This window comes from Sphingobacterium paludis, from assembly GCF_004364125.1.
In the GTDB taxonomy this organism is placed as follows: Bacteria; Bacteroidota; Bacteroidia; order Sphingobacteriales; family Sphingobacteriaceae; genus Sphingobacterium; species Sphingobacterium paludis.
In genome coordinates this window covers 63,874-82,470 of record NZ_SNZV01000001.1, presented here as the reverse complement: position 1 = coordinate 82,470, position 18,597 = coordinate 63,874, and the positions used below count along the sequence as shown (strand labels likewise).

The 18,597-nt window shown below is 43.3% G+C and carries 20 protein-coding genes; 4 read left to right on the top strand and 16 right to left on the bottom strand.

Translation table 11 applies throughout. From position 1 onward, the window contains the following. Nucleotides 1-9: 9 nt before the first annotated feature. Genes bioD through B0I21_RS00345 form a run of 3 tightly spaced genes read right to left on the bottom strand, consistent with a single transcriptional unit; the run spans nucleotide 10 to nucleotide 2,340 of the window. A complete protein-coding gene (gene bioD / locus B0I21_RS00355; RefSeq protein ID WP_133638367.1) occupies nucleotides 10-636 on the bottom strand; it encodes a dethiobiotin synthase in 627 nt (208 codons plus the stop codon). Beyond that, a complete protein-coding gene (locus B0I21_RS00350) occupies nucleotides 624-1,736 on the bottom strand; it encodes an aminotransferase class I/II-fold pyridoxal phosphate-dependent enzyme (protein WP_133638366.1) in 1,113 nt (370 codons plus the stop codon). The genes bioD and B0I21_RS00350 overlap by 13 nt, the downstream gene beginning before the upstream one ends. Further along, a complete protein-coding gene (locus tag B0I21_RS00345) occupies nucleotides 1,729-2,340 on the bottom strand; it encodes a hypothetical protein (protein WP_133638365.1) in 612 nt (203 codons plus the stop codon). The genes B0I21_RS00350 and B0I21_RS00345 overlap by 8 nt, the downstream gene beginning before the upstream one ends. Before the next feature lie 64 nt (nucleotides 2,341-2,404). Between B0I21_RS00345 and B0I21_RS00340 the strand changes: the two genes are divergently transcribed. Beyond that, nucleotides 2,405-3,889, top strand: coding sequence for an aminotransferase-like domain-containing protein (locus tag B0I21_RS00340; protein ID WP_133638364.1), 1,485 nt, complete (start codon nucleotides 2,405-2,407; stop codon nucleotides 3,887-3,889). Here the strand turns inward: B0I21_RS00340 and B0I21_RS00335 are convergent. From B0I21_RS00335 to B0I21_RS00305, 7 genes are all read right to left on the bottom strand, one after another. Further along, complete coding sequence (locus tag B0I21_RS00335; RefSeq protein WP_133638363.1) at nucleotides 3,873-4,460, bottom strand: 2'-5' RNA ligase family protein; 588 nt, start codon at nucleotides 4,458-4,460, stop codon at nucleotides 3,873-3,875. The genes B0I21_RS00340 and B0I21_RS00335 overlap by 17 nt on opposite strands. Nucleotides 4,461-4,518: 58 nt before the next feature. Then, the gene (locus B0I21_RS00330; protein ID WP_208292231.1) at nucleotides 4,519-4,824 is read right to left on the bottom strand and encodes a DUF3060 domain-containing protein; all 306 of its coding nucleotides are present in this window, start codon (nucleotides 4,822-4,824) and stop codon (nucleotides 4,519-4,521) included. Between the two features lie 356 nt (nucleotides 4,825-5,180). Next, nucleotides 5,181-5,525 carry a 50S ribosomal protein L20 gene (rplT, locus tag B0I21_RS00325; protein WP_037494773.1) on the bottom strand — a complete coding sequence of 115 codons (345 nt, stop codon included), beginning with the start codon at nucleotides 5,523-5,525 and terminating at the stop codon, nucleotides 5,181-5,183. A gap of 98 nt (nucleotides 5,526-5,623) precedes the next feature. After that, a complete protein-coding gene (rpmI, locus tag B0I21_RS00320) occupies nucleotides 5,624-5,824 on the bottom strand; it encodes a 50S ribosomal protein L35 (RefSeq protein WP_133638361.1) in 201 nt (66 codons plus the stop codon). Nucleotides 5,825-5,860: 36 nt separating this feature from the next. Further along, complete coding sequence (gene infC / locus B0I21_RS00315; RefSeq protein ID WP_037494776.1) at nucleotides 5,861-6,385, bottom strand: translation initiation factor IF-3; 525 nt, start codon at nucleotides 6,383-6,385, stop codon at nucleotides 5,861-5,863. A gap of 46 nt (nucleotides 6,386-6,431) precedes the next feature. Beyond that, a complete protein-coding gene (thrS, locus tag B0I21_RS00310; RefSeq protein ID WP_133638360.1) occupies nucleotides 6,432-8,357 on the bottom strand; it encodes a threonine--tRNA ligase in 1,926 nt (641 codons plus the stop codon). A gap of 282 nt (nucleotides 8,358-8,639) precedes the next feature. Further along, the gene (locus B0I21_RS00305) at nucleotides 8,640-9,212 is read right to left on the bottom strand and encodes a DUF5025 domain-containing protein (RefSeq protein WP_133638359.1); all 573 of its coding nucleotides are present in this window, start codon (nucleotides 9,210-9,212) and stop codon (nucleotides 8,640-8,642) included. A 640-nt stretch (nucleotides 9,213-9,852) separates the two neighbouring features. On the opposite strand from B0I21_RS00305, the gene B0I21_RS00300 reads away from it, so the two are divergent. Then, entirely contained in the window at nucleotides 9,853-10,476 is a 624-nt protein-coding gene (locus B0I21_RS00300; RefSeq protein WP_133638358.1) for a 7-carboxy-7-deazaguanine synthase QueE, read from the top strand. Between the two features lie 13 nt (nucleotides 10,477-10,489). Here B0I21_RS00300 and B0I21_RS00295 read toward each other — a convergent pair whose 3' ends face one another. Then, complete coding sequence (locus B0I21_RS00295) at nucleotides 10,490-11,575, bottom strand: Gfo/Idh/MocA family protein (RefSeq protein WP_133638357.1); 1,086 nt, start codon at nucleotides 11,573-11,575, stop codon at nucleotides 10,490-10,492. Nucleotides 11,576-11,577: 2 nt separating this feature from the next. Then, entirely contained in the window at nucleotides 11,578-12,846 is a 1,269-nt protein-coding gene (locus B0I21_RS00290) for a Gfo/Idh/MocA family protein (RefSeq protein WP_133638356.1), read from the bottom strand. 119 nt (nucleotides 12,847-12,965) lie between these two features. Between B0I21_RS00290 and B0I21_RS00285 the strand changes: the two genes are divergently transcribed. Together B0I21_RS00285 and B0I21_RS00280 are read left to right on the top strand one after the other, a co-directional pair. Next, nucleotides 12,966-14,231, top strand: a complete 1,266-nt coding sequence (locus B0I21_RS00285) for a DUF819 family protein (protein ID WP_133638355.1) — start codon at nucleotides 12,966-12,968, stop codon at nucleotides 14,229-14,231. Between the two features lie 28 nt (nucleotides 14,232-14,259). Further along, a complete protein-coding gene (locus B0I21_RS00280; protein WP_133638354.1) occupies nucleotides 14,260-14,706 on the top strand; it encodes an acyl-CoA thioesterase in 447 nt (148 codons plus the stop codon). A 54-nt stretch (nucleotides 14,707-14,760) separates the two neighbouring features. Here B0I21_RS00280 and B0I21_RS00275 read toward each other — a convergent pair whose 3' ends face one another. From B0I21_RS00275 to B0I21_RS00260, 4 genes are all read right to left on the bottom strand, one after another. Next, on the bottom strand, nucleotides 14,761-15,270 hold the full coding sequence (locus B0I21_RS00275) for a DUF421 domain-containing protein (RefSeq protein ID WP_133638353.1): 510 nt from the start codon (nucleotides 15,268-15,270) through the stop codon (nucleotides 14,761-14,763). 10 nt (nucleotides 15,271-15,280) lie between these two features. Next, nucleotides 15,281-16,792, bottom strand: coding sequence for a bifunctional GNAT family N-acetyltransferase/carbon-nitrogen hydrolase family protein (locus B0I21_RS00270; RefSeq protein ID WP_133638352.1), 1,512 nt, complete (start codon nucleotides 16,790-16,792; stop codon nucleotides 15,281-15,283). A 166-nt stretch (nucleotides 16,793-16,958) separates the two neighbouring features. Further along, nucleotides 16,959-17,285 carry a DUF3467 domain-containing protein gene (locus B0I21_RS00265; protein WP_133638351.1) on the bottom strand — a complete coding sequence of 109 codons (327 nt, stop codon included), beginning with the start codon at nucleotides 17,283-17,285 and terminating at the stop codon, nucleotides 16,959-16,961. 79 nt (nucleotides 17,286-17,364) lie between these two features. Then, the gene (locus tag B0I21_RS00260; RefSeq protein ID WP_133638350.1) at nucleotides 17,365-18,483 is read right to left on the bottom strand and encodes a M42 family metallopeptidase; all 1,119 of its coding nucleotides are present in this window, start codon (nucleotides 18,481-18,483) and stop codon (nucleotides 17,365-17,367) included. Nucleotides 18,484-18,597: the final 114 nt, after the last annotated feature.

The window sequence follows — 18,597 nt, the reverse complement described above, 5'->3', positions numbered from 1 at the left end:
GGTTAGCGATTAAACATGGGTTAAAGCGATGTTACCAGCACATGCTTTTATGTGTTTTTTATTTATTTGTGCTATGGTGGGAAGGTGCACAACCTGCGTATTGCTTGGTATTTTCGACCGTAGCAATGTATAGGTCCAGGGGTTAAAGTCTCCGTTGAAAACAATGAGCGCGACATGTAGTTTCCGCTGCAACACTGCCTGTAAGGTCAGCATGGTATGATTGATACAGCCTAGATAATCTTGCACAACAACAACGAGGGCGAGATCTAATTTTTCCATCAGATCAATCATAAATTCTGATGTATTGAGGGGTACGAACAAGCCGCCTGCTCCCTCCACAATAAGGTGGTTTTCTGTATCTGGCAGCTCGAAATCACGTACGCGCATGCTTATGTTGTCCATCTCGGCTGACTGGTGTGGCGAAACAGCCGTATGTAATCCATAGCGTTCTGGATGGATGTGAACGGGAAAGCTGACAAGATTTTTTACGGTCATACTGTCGGATTGTTTTAGATCCCCAGATTGCACGGGTTTCCAGTAGTCTGCCTTTAGGTATTCGGTCAGGACGGCACTAACAACGGTCTTTCCTATCCCCGTACCGATCCCTGTGACAAACCATTTTTTTAGTATTTCCATGTGTTGATTTCTTGACAAAGTTTTTCTATTTCTTTTCGCGTATTAAATGCGTGTATGCATATCCGCAAACGCTCTTTCCCTTTTGCTACGGTCGGTGAAAAAATAGGATACACAGTTAAACCACAGCGCTGCATCCCATCAACGGCCGCCTGCAGCCGATGCATTTTTGGAAAGTAAACAGGCTGTATAGGGCTCTGCGGTACAGCACAGTCCATCGGTAGCAGGCTTACATAATAAGCTATATTATCACGCAGTCTCTCCCGCAACTCCGGATGTTCCTCCATATACAAATAGGCTTCGTGGATGCTCAAGGCTTTGAACGGACTGATACCGGTAGTATATAACAGAGGAGATGAATAGTTGACCAGATAGTCGCATAGCAGCGTGCTTCCTAAAATAGCCGCCCCGTTGAGTCCGAAAGCTTTGCCATAGGTCACTATTGTGGCCAATACTTTTTCTTCCAGACCATATTCGTGCACCAGTCCACGCGGAAAAAGACCGACAGCGTGTGCCTCATCAACGACGAGTTCTGCGCCATAGCGTTGGCATAGCGCCCATATCTTCGGAATTGCTGCGAAATCCCCGTCCATAGAATACAAGCTTTCTATAGCCACAATGGTATTTCCCGAAGCTTTAGAAAGCAGTCTTTCCAAATGATCGAGATCCTGATGTCTGAATTTCCATGTAATAGCAAAACTCAACCTGCAAGCGTCGTGCACGGATCGGTGCACCAGCTCATCAATTAAAATGGTATCGCCACGCTGAGCAATAGCAGAAAGCAAGGCCAGATTGGCATGGTATCCGGAATCCAGCAATAAACTACGCGCTACGCCATGGTGAGCCGCAATAAATTTTTCTACCGTAGCGACGGCCTGATCATGTCCGTACAGCACACGTGAGGCAGAAGTTCCAGTCAACACAGACGGTGTCTGTCGCGCTACCTGCAGCAGCTTCTCCTGAAATGCTGTAGACTTGGCTAGTCCTAAATAATCATTGGAATAAAAATCAACGCCGTCCTCCGTTTGCCGTTGCTGCCTAAACGTACCTGCTGCTGTTCGTTGTGCTAAACGAATGCGCCAGCGTTCGCTAATTTTACGCATACCGGCTAAGCTCTCTTTCTATCGCGCCCATCCAGTCCTGAAATAATCGATGCTCTATCTTGGCTACTGCTTCAGCATGCAGCTGCCAGTTACTGTCAAACCGTTGGAGTTGATCAACCATCTCTTCCAGATGTCCCTCCTCTTCCAAAATAATTGATTTAACGTTTACACGAGAATTTTCTGCAGTCAGCACCAGTTGATATTCCGGGTACAAGGCGTCGGCTCTTACTTCGATGGCATGCGTAACGAATAAATAACAAGCATAACGAAGATCCGGCCCGGACATATCAAAATTCCGTTTAACATAACGACTACAAGACATGTCTAACCGATGCAGATACTGCCGGGTAGCGACAGGAGCCAATAGATCCCTATCTTCGTAGTGCATGCAGACGCCGTCGCTCAACTTCGCCAATTGCTTTTTTAAATAGTAGGCATGTCGGTGCTCTTCTGCAGCGTGTTTCAACTGGATGATATTAACCATCGTCGGATGTTCGCATGCGGATATTTTACGAGCGCCCATATTTTCCATAAAAGACAAGCTGTTTAGCCATTGTGCGTGTAGCACATTATTTCCTACGATATGTTTTAAGATTGTCTGCATGTTTTTCGATTTCGGGCAAATGTAGTATCTTGCCGGCAGGTTTAACAGTGCCAGTTTTAATATTATGCCTAGTCCGGTTGAGATTCCTTATCGAAGTTTTATTTCCTTTGATCGACATTCGAACACTTCGGTATATCTACAGATAAGCAATGCCTTCATCAGTGCCATCCGGCGGAACATTCTTCCCGCTAACACCAAACTATTAGGAACACGAGCACTGGCTGCGCTATTGGGTACGCACCGAAATACGATGGTATCAGTTTATGATGAGCTCGCCTCGCAAGGCTGGATTGTCATCAAACCAAACCAGGGTGCTTTTATATCGGCAACGATACCCCAAACAACCGATGGCCCTTTACTCGACATCAGCTATCCTAAGGAAACGGGATTTACTTTCCGAAAGTCATCACTGTTAGACAGCCCGTATGAAAGAGGGCACTATGACTATATTTTTAACGATGGCATTCCAGATGTTCGCCTCACGCAGATTGATGATCTGGCACGCATCTACAGCGCTACGTTAAAAAGGAAAAGTAATCGACGCAAAATGGACTACTACCATCAAGACGGTAGCGAATATTTCAAGGAGCAACTGCAAGGATACCTGAGATTATCCCGCGGTCTGCAAATCTCTGCCAGCAATATGTTGATCACGCGTAGTGTCGAAATGAGCTTGTTCATTATTGCAGAGATTTTACTGCAACCCGGCGATATCGTTGTGGTGGGCACCCCCTCCTACTTCTCTGCAAACATGATTTTCCAAAAAAACGGAGCCAGGATACTCCCTATTCCTGTGGATGATGAAGGGATAGATGTGTGTGCTTTAGCGGAAGTATGCCAACGACATACGGTAAGGATGGTATACATCACGCCACAGCAGCATTATCCGACGACCGTCACCTTAAGCGCGCAGCGCCGCATGCTGCTGCTACAGCTCGCGCAACAACAGCGTTTTGCGATTGTGGAAGACGACCATGATTATGATTTTCATTACGAAAGGCAGCCTATGCTACCTTTAGCGACATTAGACACGCACGGCTTGGTTATTTACGTTGGATCATTCGGCAAATCCCTCGTTCCAGGCTTCCGTACCGGATTTATTGTAGCACCCGAAAATATCATGTTGGAAATGCGAAAACTATTGGGAATTATCGATAGGCAGGGAGATGTCCTTATCGAGCAAGCCTTGGGTGAAATGATTGAAGAAGGAGTCATCCATCGGCATCTTAAAAAGTCGTTAACAATATACCGAGAAAGACGAGATCAAATGACGCGTATCGTGCAGCATCAATTTGGAGAACACATCAACATGGCGAAACCCCAGGGTGGCTTAGCTTGTTGGTTAGCGTTTAAAACACCGATAAATTTGATGCAACTGAGCAGAGATGCGGGTAAGGAGCAACTATTCATTCCCAGAAATATCCTATATCAACACAAGCAGCTTACAGCAATACGACTTGGCTTTGGGCACTTGAGCGGTGTAGAAATGGAAAATAGCTTAGATATATTAAAAATGTTGATAGAAAGGCAGCTCAAAACCCAAAGCTAAGTTGCCCGGCTCCCAGATCCGGCGGTGTTTCACCACCAAAAGGGATTTCCAAAAGCGGGAAATATTGTTTTTTCTCTGCATCGAATACGCGTAATAACACGGAACCACAGCGAAAATCGAAGTCTACAGATTTAAATGCGGCATTGGTCTGCATCTGGGTTAAATGCTCTTTTTCCAAACCACGGCTAATGGTTAAATGTGGCGTACTGATCTTATCAACTTTGATCACTTTTTCTATCTCCTCTACTATACGATTCATCTTCTTTTTTAAAAACAGCTTCGACTGTACAGTAGGATCAATAAAAAGAGTTCCGGAACTGGGGTATGTAGCGAAGTGCTCGAAATAAACATGTTGTGCATGTTCGTACCGCATAGAGTTACGCAAGAGGTCAATAATTTGATCGATTTGCGGCTGGCTAACTTCCATTCGACAAACGGAGATATGAGCGATAGAGTTACAACTGGGATACCAACGTCCCAAAAAATTGCGAACGCGCTGCTTCAAGGAGGCAACAAAGCGGACACCCTTTTCACAGGGCTGAAAAACAACAGAAATAACCATAGCTCGCATAGAAAAGTATTAAAAGGCCTTGCTACAAGATACGCAATACGATGCGAATATGAAATGGCTATCTTGCTTTCGATATATCGTTATTTGTACCTTTCAAAATAACCAAGGGCTTGCCGGCCTTATTGGCAGACAATTGGTATTGAACAAGATTGTTGCCGCCATCTATTTTGACACTATTAATTTTGTCTACATAGACTTCATTATTGGCTCCGTTGATAACAACCGCTCTTAAACCTCCTTTTGCGTATATGATGTTATTTGAGCCTTCAATTTGCAGCGTTTCTGTACCGCTCACTGCAATACTTTTCTCTATTTTCGTCCCCTCCACTTTCACGATTTTACCTTCCTTAAAAATTATGATCAAATCATTTTTAGGGGAATTCAACGTATTGTCTTGATACGAGGCTGCTTTACTATTAAGAACAGCAAAACAAAAAAGAATATAAAGAAAAACAACGGAGATTCTCATAATGTAGCAACTTATATATCCGATTAGCAACCCAAATTTAAAAATTTTTGGGCTTTTGACAGAAAAAACCCCTATAATTAACAGTATTTAACAAAGCTTGTACAGCACGTTACGCTCATTATGCAATCGCATGCTTGGAGTAATGGATGATGAGGGCAAGCACACCTTAACGACGGATAAGGCCAATAAAAAAAGGAGTCGATAACGACTCCCTTTTCAAAATATCTAACAAATTGACTGTGGTTTAAACTCTATTTTACTGCGTCAACAACTGCTTTAAAAGCATCAGGGTTATTTAAAGCTAGATCAGCCAATACCTTACGGTTCAAACCGATGTTTTTAGCATTTAATTTACCGATCAACTGTGAGTAAGAAACTCCGTGCTGACGGGCACCTGCGTTAATACGCTGAATCCATAAAGCTCTGAACTCACGTTTTTTGGTTTTACGGTCGCGGTAAGCGTACTGTAAACCTTTTTCTACTGTATTTTTAGCAATAGTATAAACTTTGCTTCTTGATCCGAAATAGCCTTTCGCTAATTTCAAGATTCTTTTTCTTCTTCTTCTCGAAGCTACTGCGTTAACCGAACGTGGCATATTGTGTAAATTTAAATTTGGTATGAGGTGTTGCGTATCTCAGCAAGCTTACAACCTAATACCCGGTCAAAAAATTATTTATTAAAAAAAGGATAACCTTACTTACCGATAGCAAGCATACGTTTTACGTTACCCATGTCAGCTTCGTGAACATAACTAGTTGTAGTTAAGTTACGTTTTTGCTTTGTTGTTTTTTTGGTCAAGATGTGGCTTTTGTAAGCGTTCTTTCTTGCGATTTTACCTGTTCCAGTCAACTTAAAGCGTTTCTTAGCGCTGGAATTGGTTTTTACTTTTGGCATAATCTTAAAAATTTTATATCAATCTGTTAGAATACATTATTTTTTTGCAGCTTTCGGTGCAAGTGTCAAAAACATGCGTTTTCCTTCAAGCTTCGGGAAAAGCTCTACCTTTCCGTAGTCTTCCAATGCCTGCGCAAAACGAAGAAGGAGGATTTCACCTTGCTCCTTGAAAACAATAGCACGTCCTTTAAAGTGTACGTATGCACGTACTTTTTCACCACTTTCCAAAAACTTCATAGCATGCTTCAACTTGAAATCAAAGTCATGATCGCTGGTATTTGGACCGAAACGAATTTCCTTGATAACGGTTTGCTTCGCATTTGCTTTGATTTCTTTTTGCTTCTTTTTCTGTTCGTAAATAAACTTACTGTAGTCTATTATTCTACAAACGGGGGGAACAGCATTTGGCGAAATTTCCACTAAATCAAGTTCCAGTTCGTCAGCAAGTTCCAATGCTTTACGCGTGGGAATAATCCCCTGTTCTACATTATCGCCAACCAGACGTACCTCTGGCACCCTGATGAATTCGTTAATGCGGTGTTCTGGTTCTTTCTTTCTCATTGGTGGTCTAGAACCACCACCTCTAGTTAATGCCAAATGTTTAAAATTAAACGGTTATTTCTTTAATTAATAATTCCTTAAATGTTTGCGAATCCATTGAACCGATATCCACAGACCCGTGTTTACGAACAGAAATTGTGCCACTTTCGATCTCTTTTTCCCCTACAATCAACATATATGGGATTTTTTTCACTTCCGCGTCACGTATCTTCCGACCGACTTTCTCATCACGAAGGTCAATCAGTCCGCGAATATCGGAATTATTTAGCGATTCTAAAAGATTTTTTGCATATTCCTCGTATTTTTCTGACACTGGCAAGACGATAAACTGCTCTGGAGCAAGCCATAACGGAAACTGACCCGCGCAGTGCTCTATAAGTACCGCGATAAAGCGCTCTAACGATCCGAATGGCGCGCGGTGAATCATAACGGGGCGATGTTTTTGATTATCGCTTCCGGTATATTCCAACTCAAAACGTTCCGGCAAGTTGTAATCAACCTGAATCGTTCCCAATTGCCATTTGCGGCCAAGCGCATCTTTGACCATAAAGTCTAGCTTGGGGCCATAGAACGCCGCTTCGCCATATTCCACAACAGTAGCCAAATTTTTCTCCGCCGCTGCCTCCACAATAGCTGCTTCTGCCAGTGCCCAATTTTCATCAGAGCCAATGTATTTCGTCCTGTTCTCTGGATCACGTAAAGATACTTGCGCGGTATAATTATCAAAACCTAATGCCCCAAAAACATACAGCACTAAATCAATGACCTTTTTAAATTCTTCTTTGACCTGGTCTGGGCGGCAGAATAAATGGGCATCATCTTGCGTAAACCCACGCACGCGAGTTAATCCATGCAACTCGCCAGACTGCTCATACCGGTAAACTGTACCAAATTCTGCAAAACGCACAGGCAACTCTTTGTAGGAGCGCGGTTTCGTTTTGTATATCTCGCAATGATGAGGGCAGTTCATCGGCTTCAAGAAAAACTCTTCGCCTTCGACAGGTGTATGAATGGGCTGAAATGCATCAGCGCCATATTTTTCATAGTGACCCGATGTGACATACAGCTGCTTATGCCCGATATGCGGCGTTACGACGGGTTCATAGCCCGCCTTAAGCTGCGCACGCTGCATAAAATCTTGTAACTTTTGCCTTAAGGCAGCACCTTTGGGTAGCCATAAAGGCAAACCTGCACCTACCTTTTCCGAAAACGCAAAAAGCTCGAGCTCTTTTCCAAGTTTGCGGTGATCTCTCTTCTTCGCCTCTTCGATAAGCTTGATATAATCGGCCAGCTCGGATGCCTTTGGAAACGTTACACCATAAATACGTGTCAGCTGCTTCCGACTCTCATCACCACGCCAATACGCGCCTGCGACATTCGTTAATTTAATCGCTTTGATTACACCGGTATGCGGTATATGTGGCCCACGGCATAAGTCCGTGAAGTTGCCTTGTGAATAGAAGGTAATCTTCCCATCTTCCAGATCTTTGATCAGATCCAATTTGTACTCATCCCCTTTTTCTGTGAAATAAGCTAATGCATCCGCTTTAGAAACAGCCTTACGTTCAAATACTTCTTTTTGCTTGGCCAAAGCCAACATCTTATCTTCGATCTGCTTAAATTCATCCGAGGAGAATTCCCGATCACCGAAATCTACATCGTAGTAAAATCCTGTTTCAATAGATGGACCAATACCAAATTTAACGCCTGGATAGAGCGCTTCAAGCGCTTCTGCCAACAAATGGGCAGATGAATGCCAAAAGGTAGATTTACCTTTATCGTCATTCCATGTTAGCAGCTTCACATGTGCATCGGCTTCAATAGCACGGGAAGCATCCCAAACTTCTCCGTTTACCTCTGCGGCCAATACATTTCTAGCTAGACCTTCAGAAATAGACAAAGCCACCTGCATGGCAGTGGTTCCCTTTTCATACTGACGAATAGATCCGTCAGGTAATGTAATGTTAATCATGAACGAATATGATTTATATAAATTAAGTGATTAAAACTGTGATAATTACACCAGTACAAACAAGCGCACTGTTAAGTTTTTGCGGGGCATAAACTACCTTATCTGCAAAAACAACTGTAATAACACATTGACAATTTTCCAAAGATACCTTTTTAGATAGGTAAATTAAAACATTGTTTCATTCCATATCCAGCCGCTGAAAAGGGTTAATCATTTCATTGAAATACGATCATTGAAGGACAGGATTCGTTCATTCGATTTGTATACACCAATTCGCTGAACCTACCTTGAAGCTTCTGTAAGAAATCGCAGGGTAATCAATACACTATCTCGTGCATTCGCGATGTTATAAAGATAGCCTTCAAGATGCCCTTCAATCGCGGGCGTTCTGTAATCACTTCCCTTTATCCTTTCAAGCGTAAGCGACACGTTAGTTTTGCCGATTGCTGGACGATAAAATTTATGAATTGATTTATCCCCAATTGTTTCTATATACTCATAGGAGATCTTGTCTTTCGGCTGCCGCTCGGTAGAGGGGCTTACTGCATCAAACCGGTAAACCTTGCCTTCTGCAATATCTGCCAAATTCACATCCAGCCTGTGGAACACACGATAGCCTGTAAATCCATTATTCCCGAAATTGTTTAGCTCGATATAAAATCCATAATCCTTACCATCATATGGGTTTGTATGGATGACCTTTCTAAAGCGATCATTTAGCAACCAATACGAATCTCGCCCGAATTGTGCATCTATTTTTCCAAATTCTATAGGCTGAATCTCGACATTGTTCTTGCGACAGCTCCATAATATGCAGAGGCTAACAGTGCATAAAAGTATGTATATAGCTTTCATATATCTGATGTTTGATTCTATTTCTCTTTTTAGGATACGAATGGCATGCACAACTATTTGTAATACGCTAAATGTTTACATCCATTTAGACAGAAATAACACGACGGAAATTGGTATACAAAAAGTTAATATTTGAACAAGATATATATTTTGTAAAAAAACTTAAATTCTTTTAAAGAAAATGTAGCAATAATCAGACAACAAATAACCTGTACTTTTGAAATAATAATCACTTTATTTCTATTAAAAGAAGCCCTGCAAGAACTAAGACCGATTACGCAGACTTTTTAATACTAAAATATATCCGTAATACTTATCGCAGTAAATGTTACCAACCGCGTGTAGAAATAGGTTTACGACGCGCTTTGCTACATATCCGAAAAGCGCTAAGCTGATCACCGAATGGCTTTGTTCGCAAATCGCTGAGCCGTCAGTTTAGCTTTAGCGAGAGCATTTTGATTGTATGAAAGCCATATTTGCAAACATGGAGGTTAGGCGTTAAGTACGGCAATAACACCGATAACAATCAAAAATGGGCAGCTATTGGCTTACCCCCATTACAAATCCTAACACTAGCATGATGAAGACCAACAATTTGTACACACATTTTTTATACCTTTGTACTCTTAAAAATTAAGACATGTCGAATCAAGTCCCAGAAGACGGTACGTTGCTTCCCTTGATGGAAGAGTTTTACACCATACAAGGCGAAGGATATCATACGGGCAAAGCCGCCTATTTCATTCGCTTGGGCGGTTGTGACGTAGGCTGCCATTGGTGTGATGTGAAAGAAAGCTGGGATGCCAATCTGCATCCGTTGACCGCAGCAGATCAGATTGTGGAAAATGCGAAGAAACATCCTGCAAAGACAGTAGTTATCACTGGCGGCGAACCGTTGATTTACAATTTAGATTATTTGACACGGGCGTTGAAAGCAGCAGGCATCCAAACGTTTATCGAAACATCGGGAGCCTATCCGCTGTCAGGATTTTGGGATTGGATTTGTTTATCGCCGAAAAAATTTAAGGGTCCGCGCCCAGACGTGCTAAACGCAGCGGGAGAACTCAAGGTAATCGTGTTCAATAAAAGTGATTTCCAATGGGCTGAGGAACACGCCAAGTTTGTTGGTAAAAATTGCAAGCTCTACTTGCAGCCCGAATGGTCTAAAGCGGCTGAAATGACGCCATTGATCATTGACTATGTAAAAGAGAATCCGCAGTGGGAAATATCACTGCAGACCCATAAATATTTAAACATTCCTTAAATCTGGATAACCACTATTTACCGAAGGTTTCTAGGTTGACGACAGCTCCCGAGCGCACGGAGGCATCACAAGCGAAAGCGATCCGCAAACTGTTCAACGCATCTTCCATCGATTTGGAAAGATCCAACCGCTCGACTATGGCGCGATAGAAGAATTGCTGTTCACGATTGCAAAGCTCTTGGTGGTCGGGCTCATCGTCTAGATTGACCCATTCATCGGAACGGGTGAAGCGATTTTGCTCGTCGATGGTCGCATGATGGATGCGCAACGATTCTGTTTGCGTATGTGCAGCTACTGAATCAGATTTGCCTGTAGAAGCTGCTTTATCCGCCACGATAGATACCGAACCTTTTGGCCCAATCACATCTTTTACAAAGAAGGCTGTTTCACTCATCATTGGTCCCCAACCTGCTTCATACCAACCTACCGAGCCGTCATCAAAACGAATCTGTAATTGGCCGTAGTTGTAATTGTCCGCTGGAATATCAGCTGTTAGTCGTGCTCCAATAGCAGATACCTGAATAGGTTTCGCATCGGTCATTTGACACATTACATCGATATAGTGAACACCGCAATCGACAATGGGACTCAGGCTCTTCATTAAATTTCGATGGACATCCCACATGTGGCCCTGACTTTGCTGGTTTAAGTTCATTCGGAAAACGAGAGGCGTCCCTAATTTTCTTCCTTCGGCAATAAATTTTATCCAAGAAGGATGATGTCTAAGTATATACCCCACGACCAACTGCTTTCCATACTGCTTTGCCGCGGCCACCACCCGTTCCGCACCTGCTAAGCTATCCGCAACTGGTTTCTCAACAAACACATCAGCGCCAGCTTCGAAAGCCTTTAAGCTGTACGTCTCGTGCGTGTCCGGATAGGTAGAGATACAAACAGCATCGGGCGAGGTAGTCTGTAGCGCCACATCATAATCGTCAAATGTCGGATAACACGCATTTAGGCTTTTATTCAGTTCATCTTTACTGCTTCCGCGCGAAACTAACCCGACAATCTCGAACTGTGCCATATGGTGGTAAGCAATAGCATGAGAAGTTCCCATATTGCCACAACCGACCACCAATACCCTTATCTTTCTCATTCCTATACAAATTTGTAAGCTCCCGGTCTGGCAATGGTTAATTCATCTGCCTTCATATCCCAATTATAGTCTGCTATTGCAGGCCCCAAGCGCTCTTGTGATTGGATGACCTCTTCATAGGAAATGGACTTGCCCGAGTAAGCTGACAAGCGGCCCCAGATAGCGAGAAGTGTAGATTTCACCATAAAGTCACCATCATTGATAACTTGTTTTGCACGAATCGCTTTAAATAGCTCGTCGTGCTGCGTCTGGTACATATTGTTTAGTCGCTCTTTATTTTTCCAAGCTTTCTCGCCGACGATTTCATAATTACTGTTTAGTGCGACACTTGCAAAGCCCTTGGTGCCCATTGCATCGACCGTATTACGCGGCGTGGTTCCATTTTGTTGACGACCAAAATGGAACCCTCTCAAGCCATTCTCATATTCGTACTCGACGGTAAAATGATCATATACATTGCCAAATTTATTCCAAGGTCTGCTTTGTCTACCGCCGGTGGCTGTCACCTTGTTGGGCAGCTTATCCTGCATAATCCAAGACATATAGTCGAGACTGTGAATCGTTTGTTCCACGATCATATCCCCGGAATAGCGCTGATAATAATACCAGTTCCGAAGCTGATAGACAAAATCGCTCCAGTCAGGTTGCCTTTCTTTATAGCTCAGCTCGCCGCCGTGCCGAAATGTAGAGATAGATTTGATATCGCCGATATCGCCGGCATGGATGCGCGAAATAACCTCTCGATTGGGTAGCGAGTAGCGGAAGCAGAATCCACTGACAAGACAAAGCTGCTTTTCCTTCGCGAGCTTCACCGCAGCTTCGACTTGGTGTAAGCCGGGAATATCAATCGCTACAGGCTTTTCACAGAACACATGTTTCCCTGACTGAATGGCCAAGGTCAGATGCGCGGGTCTAAAATTTGGTGGCGTGCATAATAACACAACATCCACATCAGACTTAATTAATTTTTCATAACTATCAAACCCTACAAACGATGTTTTTTCGGAAACCGTTATGCGTTTGCCATATTTCTCCTTTAAGGAAGATAGCGTATTGGCCAAATTGTCTTCAAAAATATCCGCTAATGCAGTAACCTGCACATCCGGATCTGCATCCAACGCTTGGAAGATTGCTCCTGTGCCGCGCCCTCCGCAGCCGACAAGGCCAACTTTTATCGTTTTAGCGACTCCTAGGGCAGCAACATCTGTAACTAGGGCCAGCGATCCCGCAAATACACTCCCATTTTTTATAAAATCTCGTCGATTAAGCATGCGTTTGTAATAATATTTGTCAAAAAATAATGCAGTTCTTTGCAAGAATATAAACAAAACCGTTGTTGTTCCGAATTTATTCTATAATTTCACCACCAAAATAGTAAATCTTAAAAAATATGCAAAATGCTATCAGAGAAGTTACGCCGATTATTACTGATCAAGCCGCAGTTTTTGGACTGCTGATGGCGGTACTTGGTTTAGTTTTCTATACGGCAAGCCTGAAGAACAAGTACATACAGGGGTTTTACGCGGTTATCCCTCCGTTGTTAATGTGTTATTTTATTCCTGGTATTCTAAACTCTTTACATATTATCGATGGGGCCAATTCGCCTCTAGCTGGAGTTGGTAGTCGATACTTTCTGCCGGCATGCCTGATACTATTTACATTAAACCTGGATTTACGGGAATTATGGAACTTGCGAAAACGTGCAGGACTCATGTTCCTGGCCGGCACCGTAGGCATCATCTTAGGTGGACCCATCGCCGTATGGCTAACGGCCTTGATTGCGCCCGATGTTGTTGGGGGCGTTGGTGCGGACGAAGTATGGCGAGGTTTAGGTGCTCTGGCCGGCTCCTGGATCGGGGGCAGCGCCAATCAAGTTGCCTTACGCGAAATTTTGGAGCCATCACCGCAGCTCTTTTCCTCTATTATTGCTGTGGATGTTTTTGTTGCCTATATATGGATGGCGCTGCTGCTCTATGGCGCCAGCAAAACTACGATAGTAGACAAATTTTTCCGCGCCGACGCTTCTGATGTAGAAGCGTTGAAAAAGCGTATGGATCTAGAAGCCCAAACAAACAGTCGGAATCCACAGACCAAAGACTTTATCTTAATGCTCGCGTTAGCACTAGGCGGAACAGGTCTTGCATCGTTGCTTTCGGCGCCCATTGCAACATACATGGCGGCAAACTACCCGCAATTGGAGAAATTCTCGCTCACCAACGGTTTCTTTTGGCTTGTGTTGATTGCCACATTCATCGGTATAGCTTTATCCTTTACGCCGGCCCGTAAATTGGAACATGCGGGTGCTTCTAAAATCGGTACGACCCTGCTGTACATGCTTATTGTAACTATCGGCATGCAGATGGATATCGCGGCAATACTATCTAATCCGGGGTTATTTGTGGTGGGCGTGATCTGGATTAGCTTCCATGCATTATTACTCCTTTTAGTGGCCAAGATCATCAAAGCCCCCTTCTTCTATTTGGCCGTAGGCAGCATGGCGAATGTGGGCGGTGTGGCTTCCGCAACCGTAACCGCGGCGGCCTTTCACCCGTCATTAATTTCTGTGGGTGTTGTTTTAGCCGTTTTTGGGTATGCCATCGGAACGTACGCCGGTTGGTTCACAGCCATACTGATGCAAATGGTCTCTCCTATTTAATCTGTTCGTTTTTACGTATATTTAAGCCATGGAGCACGAACACATTTACTTTGAAGGACAGGTATTATGGGCGCAACTCGATCCTAACAGGCATCTTCGACACTCAGCATATGCTGATTTTTGTGCACAAGCCCGTAGCAATATGCTGAACAAGGCGGGGCTATCACTGGAAGAATTTGCCAAAAACCACATTGGTCCAATACTATTCAGGGAAGAGTTGATCTATCACAGAGAAATTGGGCTGGATGAACGAATTTATGTAAAGGTCGAAATGAACAAACTTTATTTAAAAAATTACCGGTTTTCCTTTCGGCATGAAATTTACAAAGAAAACGGTGTGAAAGCGGCGACAGTAAACGTAGATGGCGCTTGGCTTAATCTAACCGAACGAAAGTTGACAAGCATACCAAAAGAATGGGAACCGATTATCGCGCACATTCCTCGATCTGACGATTACGAAGAAATAGCCGGCTAAAGGGCTATCTCTCCGTGGTCGTAGATCAAATATGCACGCTAAGGAAGCGACAGCCTACGATATGTCCAGTCGTTTATGCGGGTGTTTTCGCCTGTAGACCGATTGTTTCATCCCATCCACATTGGAAATGATACTGATATTTCCATCGATCTCCAACATTGCGAGTCGCACATCGCGATAGCGCTCCACCCCATGCTCGCGCATAGCCTCTTGAAGCTCTTCGTTGGTAATTTTAAGCCGGCTTAACGCCGCGAAATCCAAATTGCCATGATGAATCAAAATCTCTGGCTTCTGATTGATAAGATTCCGAAAGCGCTCGTTTTTAAATAAGAAGTTCTTCAATAAAAAATTCAGCAAAAAAAGAACGCCGGCAGCAACCAGTCCGCCCAGCAAGGATGTGTCCGGACCAACCATAGCATTCTGCACCGCGTTTGAAATCAACAGGATCAAGACAACATCGCCGGTATTGAGTTGCGAAAGTTCCTTCTTCCCCGTTAAGCGTATAGCAACGATCATAAATACATAGACGGCTAAACAGCGAAATACAATATCAAGAATGCCCATCACACCTCGTTTACTTTAACAAATTGACCTGGTACAGATCTTTCCGGCGATCTTTCAGAATTTTTACGGTGCCATATTCGTGCAGATCGCGTAGGGCGTATAGATCGACGTCGGCGATTAACACCATTTCTGTGTTCGGTGTTGCTTCCGCTTTGATACCATTATTCGGGAAAGCAAAATCAGACGGGGTAAATACAGCTGATTGCGAGTACTGGATATCCATATTGTTCACACGAGGTAAGTTCCCCACGCAACCAGCGATGGCGACATAACATTCATTTTCTATTGCGCGGGCTTGCGCGCAACTCCGTACACGCATATACCCGTTTTGTGTATCAGTCATAAACGGCACAAACAGCATTTGCATGCCCTGATCTGCCATGATACGGCTAACTTCCGGAAACTCTACATCATAACATATCAGCAACCCAACCTTACCACAATCCGTATCAAACACCTGAATGTCGTTACCGCCCACCATACCATAATACTTCATCTCATTCGGGGTAATATGAATTTTTTTATGCACATCTAGCTTTCCGTTTCGATGACACAGATAAGAGGCGTTGTACAACTTCTTATACTCGATGACCGGCATGGAACCCGCAATGATATTAACATTGTACGATACGGCAAGCTGCTGCATCTTGTCTATGATCTCTTCCGTCAGCTCGGCTAGCTTTTCCATCGCTGCTCGCTCGGGAAGATCATTGTACGGACTCATCAGCGGCGTATTAAAAAACTCCGGAAACATGATGAAATCCGTGCCGTAATCACTCACCGTATCCACAAAGAACTCGACTTGATCATAAAATTCCTCTATGTCTTTAAATAAGCGCATTTGCCATTGTACGAGTCCTAATCGAATAGTTTGGCGCGTTGCGGAGTTTGATTTTGCATCAGGCTCATAGTAAATATTATCCCATACCAGCAGTGTCGCAAATTCATTCGATTCCTTATCTTCCGGCAAGTAGTTTTTTAGAATTTTACTGACATGAAAATCGTTTGATAGTTGAAAGGTCAAGGTAGGATCGTAAATTTCTTTGCGTTTGACCTTTTCGATATAGGTGCGCGGTGTCATTTTATCCGAATAGTTATGGTAATTCGGAATTCGGCCACCAGCAACAATACTTTTCAGGTTCATTTGTTCGCAAAGCTCTTTCCGCGCATCGTAAAGCCGTCTGCCTAGCCTTAACGACCGATGGTCGGGATGAACAAAAACCTCTATACCATAAAGGGTGTCGCCCTCGTAATCGTGCGTTGTAAATTTTCCATCGTCTATAATCTCGTAATACTTTTTGTAAATATTTGTTTTTTTAGAATCGATAATCAAGGATAAGGCACACGCGACCACCCGCCCGTTAACTTCTACACATATTTGTCCTTCCGGAAATAAGCTAATCAAATCTTCTATGTTCTCGCGTGTCCATACCTCGCCTGAATCGCTACCGTATGCCTTGGCCATTGAACGCTTCAAATCTTTATAATCGCTTTCCGTAAGCGTTCGTACTTGTATATCCATAAAATTTTATTTGATTTAACAACAACTGAGCAGAAATTTGGTTTTAAATATCGAGATACAATAAAAGAGGGCAAGTTTTTTGCCCTCTTTCTACGTTGCACTGTAGCGCAGCGTCCAAATACGTTTAGGAATATCCCCCTAGTGAAGGGTATGTCAGATGGGAAGTCTACGCTTCTCCTTTTGGCCCACCAAAATTAAGCGGAAGCGTTGCATCGTTCGTATTGATGGTGCCATTGCTCGCTTCAAAACGGTTAACATTATCTTGCAAAGCGCCTAGCAATCTTTTTGCATGTTCAGGTGTCAGCACAATACGTGATTTAACCTTCGCTTTCGGAATGCCCGGCATAATGCGGATAAAATCGAGAACGAATTCTGAATTGGAATGGGTAATGATAGCCAAATTGCTGTATATCCCCTCTGCGATCTCCTCACTCAGCTCAATGCTCAGCTCATTGTTATCGGCTTCTTCTTTTGTATTATTTTTTAAATCCATAAAATTAACATCCATTGCAATTGTCTATTTATTATTCTTAGTCATCTAAATATATTAAAATTTAAACCTGCGAACGATTTTAGATTGTAAAACTTCTAAAATCTTGCCCCGCCTCTATTTTGAGAACAGTTTCGTAGATCAAACGGATGACATTATCGACATCTTCTTTGTGAATCATCTCCACCGTTGTGTGCATATACCGCAAGGGCAGCGATATCAATGCGGACGGCACGCCTCCGTTGGAGTAAGCGAAAGCATCCGTATCGGTACCGGTCCAGCGCGAAGACGCTTGCCGTTGGAAAGGGATATTTTTATCGGTTGCCACATCGATCAACAAGCGATTTAGGTTGATTTGCACGGCTGGCGCATAGGATAGAACAGGCCCCTTCCCACAAGCGAGATCACCCTGTGTAATTTTATTGATCATCGGTGTTTGCGTGTCATGCGTTACATCCGTAACGATTGCTACATTGGGTTTGATATAATGCGCAATCATCTCGGCCCCACGCAAACCAATCTCTTCTTGAACAGAATTTACGATATAAAGACCGAAAGGCAGCTGCTTTGCATTTTCCTTGAGTAGGCGTGCCACCTCGGCGATCATAAAACCACCTGCCCGATTGTCCAAGGCCCTTCCCACATAGTAGCGGTCATTTAATACCATAAACTCATCTTCGTAGGTCACGACGCAGCCGACATGGATGCCCATCTCCTCTACTTCTTCTTTTGACGTGGCACCGCAATCCAAAAAGATATTTTTTAAATTGGGGGTTTCCTCTTTTTCTCCAGAACGTGTATGTATGGCCGGCCATCCAAATACCGCTTTTACCAAACCTTTATCGGTGTGTATATTTACTCGCTTGGAAGGAGCAATTTGATGGTCAGATCCGCCATTACGAATGACATAGATCAGCCCATCTTTCGTAATGTAGTTGACAAACCAGGATATCTCATCCGCATGTGCTTCTATCACCACTTTGTAATCGGCATCGGGGTTGATTATACCCATTGCCGTACCGTAATTATCAATATATGTTTTATCCACAAAAGGCTTCAGATAGTCAAGCCACATGCGCTGTCCTTCCCATTCAAAGCCGGTCGGCGATGGATTGTTTATATACTTTTCAAAGAAATTTAATGATGCTTCGTTCACAATCGCTGTATGAGAACCTGCTTCCTTACCTTTTTTTTCTGTCATAATGCTATCTATTATTTTGCAACATCCTTGATTCTGCCGCTCGGCCAAATTTAAAAATTTCCATCACCATTTAGTAAGAAATTCGTTGTACTATGGATTTTATCATGGATAACC

What these genes read in the sequence shown, in the direction of transcription:
- bioD (WP_133638367.1), bottom strand. Translation starts at nt 636, where the DNA reads ATGGAAATACTAAAAAAATGGTTTGTCACAGGGATCGGTACGGGGATA.
- B0I21_RS00350 (WP_133638366.1), bottom strand. Translation starts at nt 1,736, where the DNA reads ATGCGTAAAATTAGCGAACGCTGGCGCATTCGTTTAGCACAACGAACA.
- B0I21_RS00345 (WP_133638365.1), bottom strand. Translation starts at nt 2,340, where the DNA reads ATGCAGACAATCTTAAAACATATCGTAGGAAATAATGTGCTACACGCA.
- B0I21_RS00340 (WP_133638364.1), top strand. Translation starts at nt 2,405, where the DNA reads ATGCCTAGTCCGGTTGAGATTCCTTATCGAAGTTTTATTTCCTTTGAT.
- B0I21_RS00335 (WP_133638363.1), bottom strand. Translation starts at nt 4,460, where the DNA reads ATGCGAGCTATGGTTATTTCTGTTGTTTTTCAGCCCTGTGAAAAGGGT.
- rplT (WP_037494773.1), bottom strand. Translation starts at nt 5,525, where the DNA reads ATGCCACGTTCGGTTAACGCAGTAGCTTCGAGAAGAAGAAGAAAAAGA.
- rpmI (WP_133638361.1), bottom strand. Translation starts at nt 5,824, where the DNA reads ATGCCAAAAGTAAAAACCAATTCCAGCGCTAAGAAACGCTTTAAGTTG.
- infC (WP_037494776.1), bottom strand. Translation starts at nt 6,385, where the DNA reads ATGAGAAAGAAAGAACCAGAACACCGCATTAACGAATTCATCAGGGTG.
- thrS (WP_133638360.1), bottom strand. Translation starts at nt 8,357, where the DNA reads ATGATTAACATTACATTACCTGACGGATCTATTCGTCAGTATGAAAAG.
- B0I21_RS00305 (WP_133638359.1), bottom strand. Translation starts at nt 9,212, where the DNA reads ATGAAAGCTATATACATACTTTTATGCACTGTTAGCCTCTGCATATTA.
- B0I21_RS00300 (WP_133638358.1), top strand. Translation starts at nt 9,853, where the DNA reads ATGTCGAATCAAGTCCCAGAAGACGGTACGTTGCTTCCCTTGATGGAA.
- B0I21_RS00295 (WP_133638357.1), bottom strand. Translation starts at nt 11,575, where the DNA reads ATGAGAAAGATAAGGGTATTGGTGGTCGGTTGTGGCAATATGGGAACT.
- B0I21_RS00290 (WP_133638356.1), bottom strand. Translation starts at nt 12,846, where the DNA reads ATGCTTAATCGACGAGATTTTATAAAAAATGGGAGTGTATTTGCGGGA.
- B0I21_RS00285 (WP_133638355.1), top strand. Translation starts at nt 12,966, where the DNA reads ATGCAAAATGCTATCAGAGAAGTTACGCCGATTATTACTGATCAAGCC.
- B0I21_RS00280 (WP_133638354.1), top strand. Translation starts at nt 14,260, where the DNA reads ATGGAGCACGAACACATTTACTTTGAAGGACAGGTATTATGGGCGCAA.
- B0I21_RS00275 (WP_133638353.1), bottom strand. Translation starts at nt 15,270, where the DNA reads ATGGGCATTCTTGATATTGTATTTCGCTGTTTAGCCGTCTATGTATTT.
- B0I21_RS00270 (WP_133638352.1), bottom strand. Translation starts at nt 16,792, where the DNA reads ATGGATATACAAGTACGAACGCTTACGGAAAGCGATTATAAAGATTTG.
- B0I21_RS00265 (WP_133638351.1), bottom strand. Translation starts at nt 17,285, where the DNA reads ATGGATTTAAAAAATAATACAAAAGAAGAAGCCGATAACAATGAGCTG.
- B0I21_RS00260 (WP_133638350.1), bottom strand. Translation starts at nt 18,483, where the DNA reads ATGACAGAAAAAAAAGGTAAGGAAGCAGGTTCTCATACAGCGATTGTG.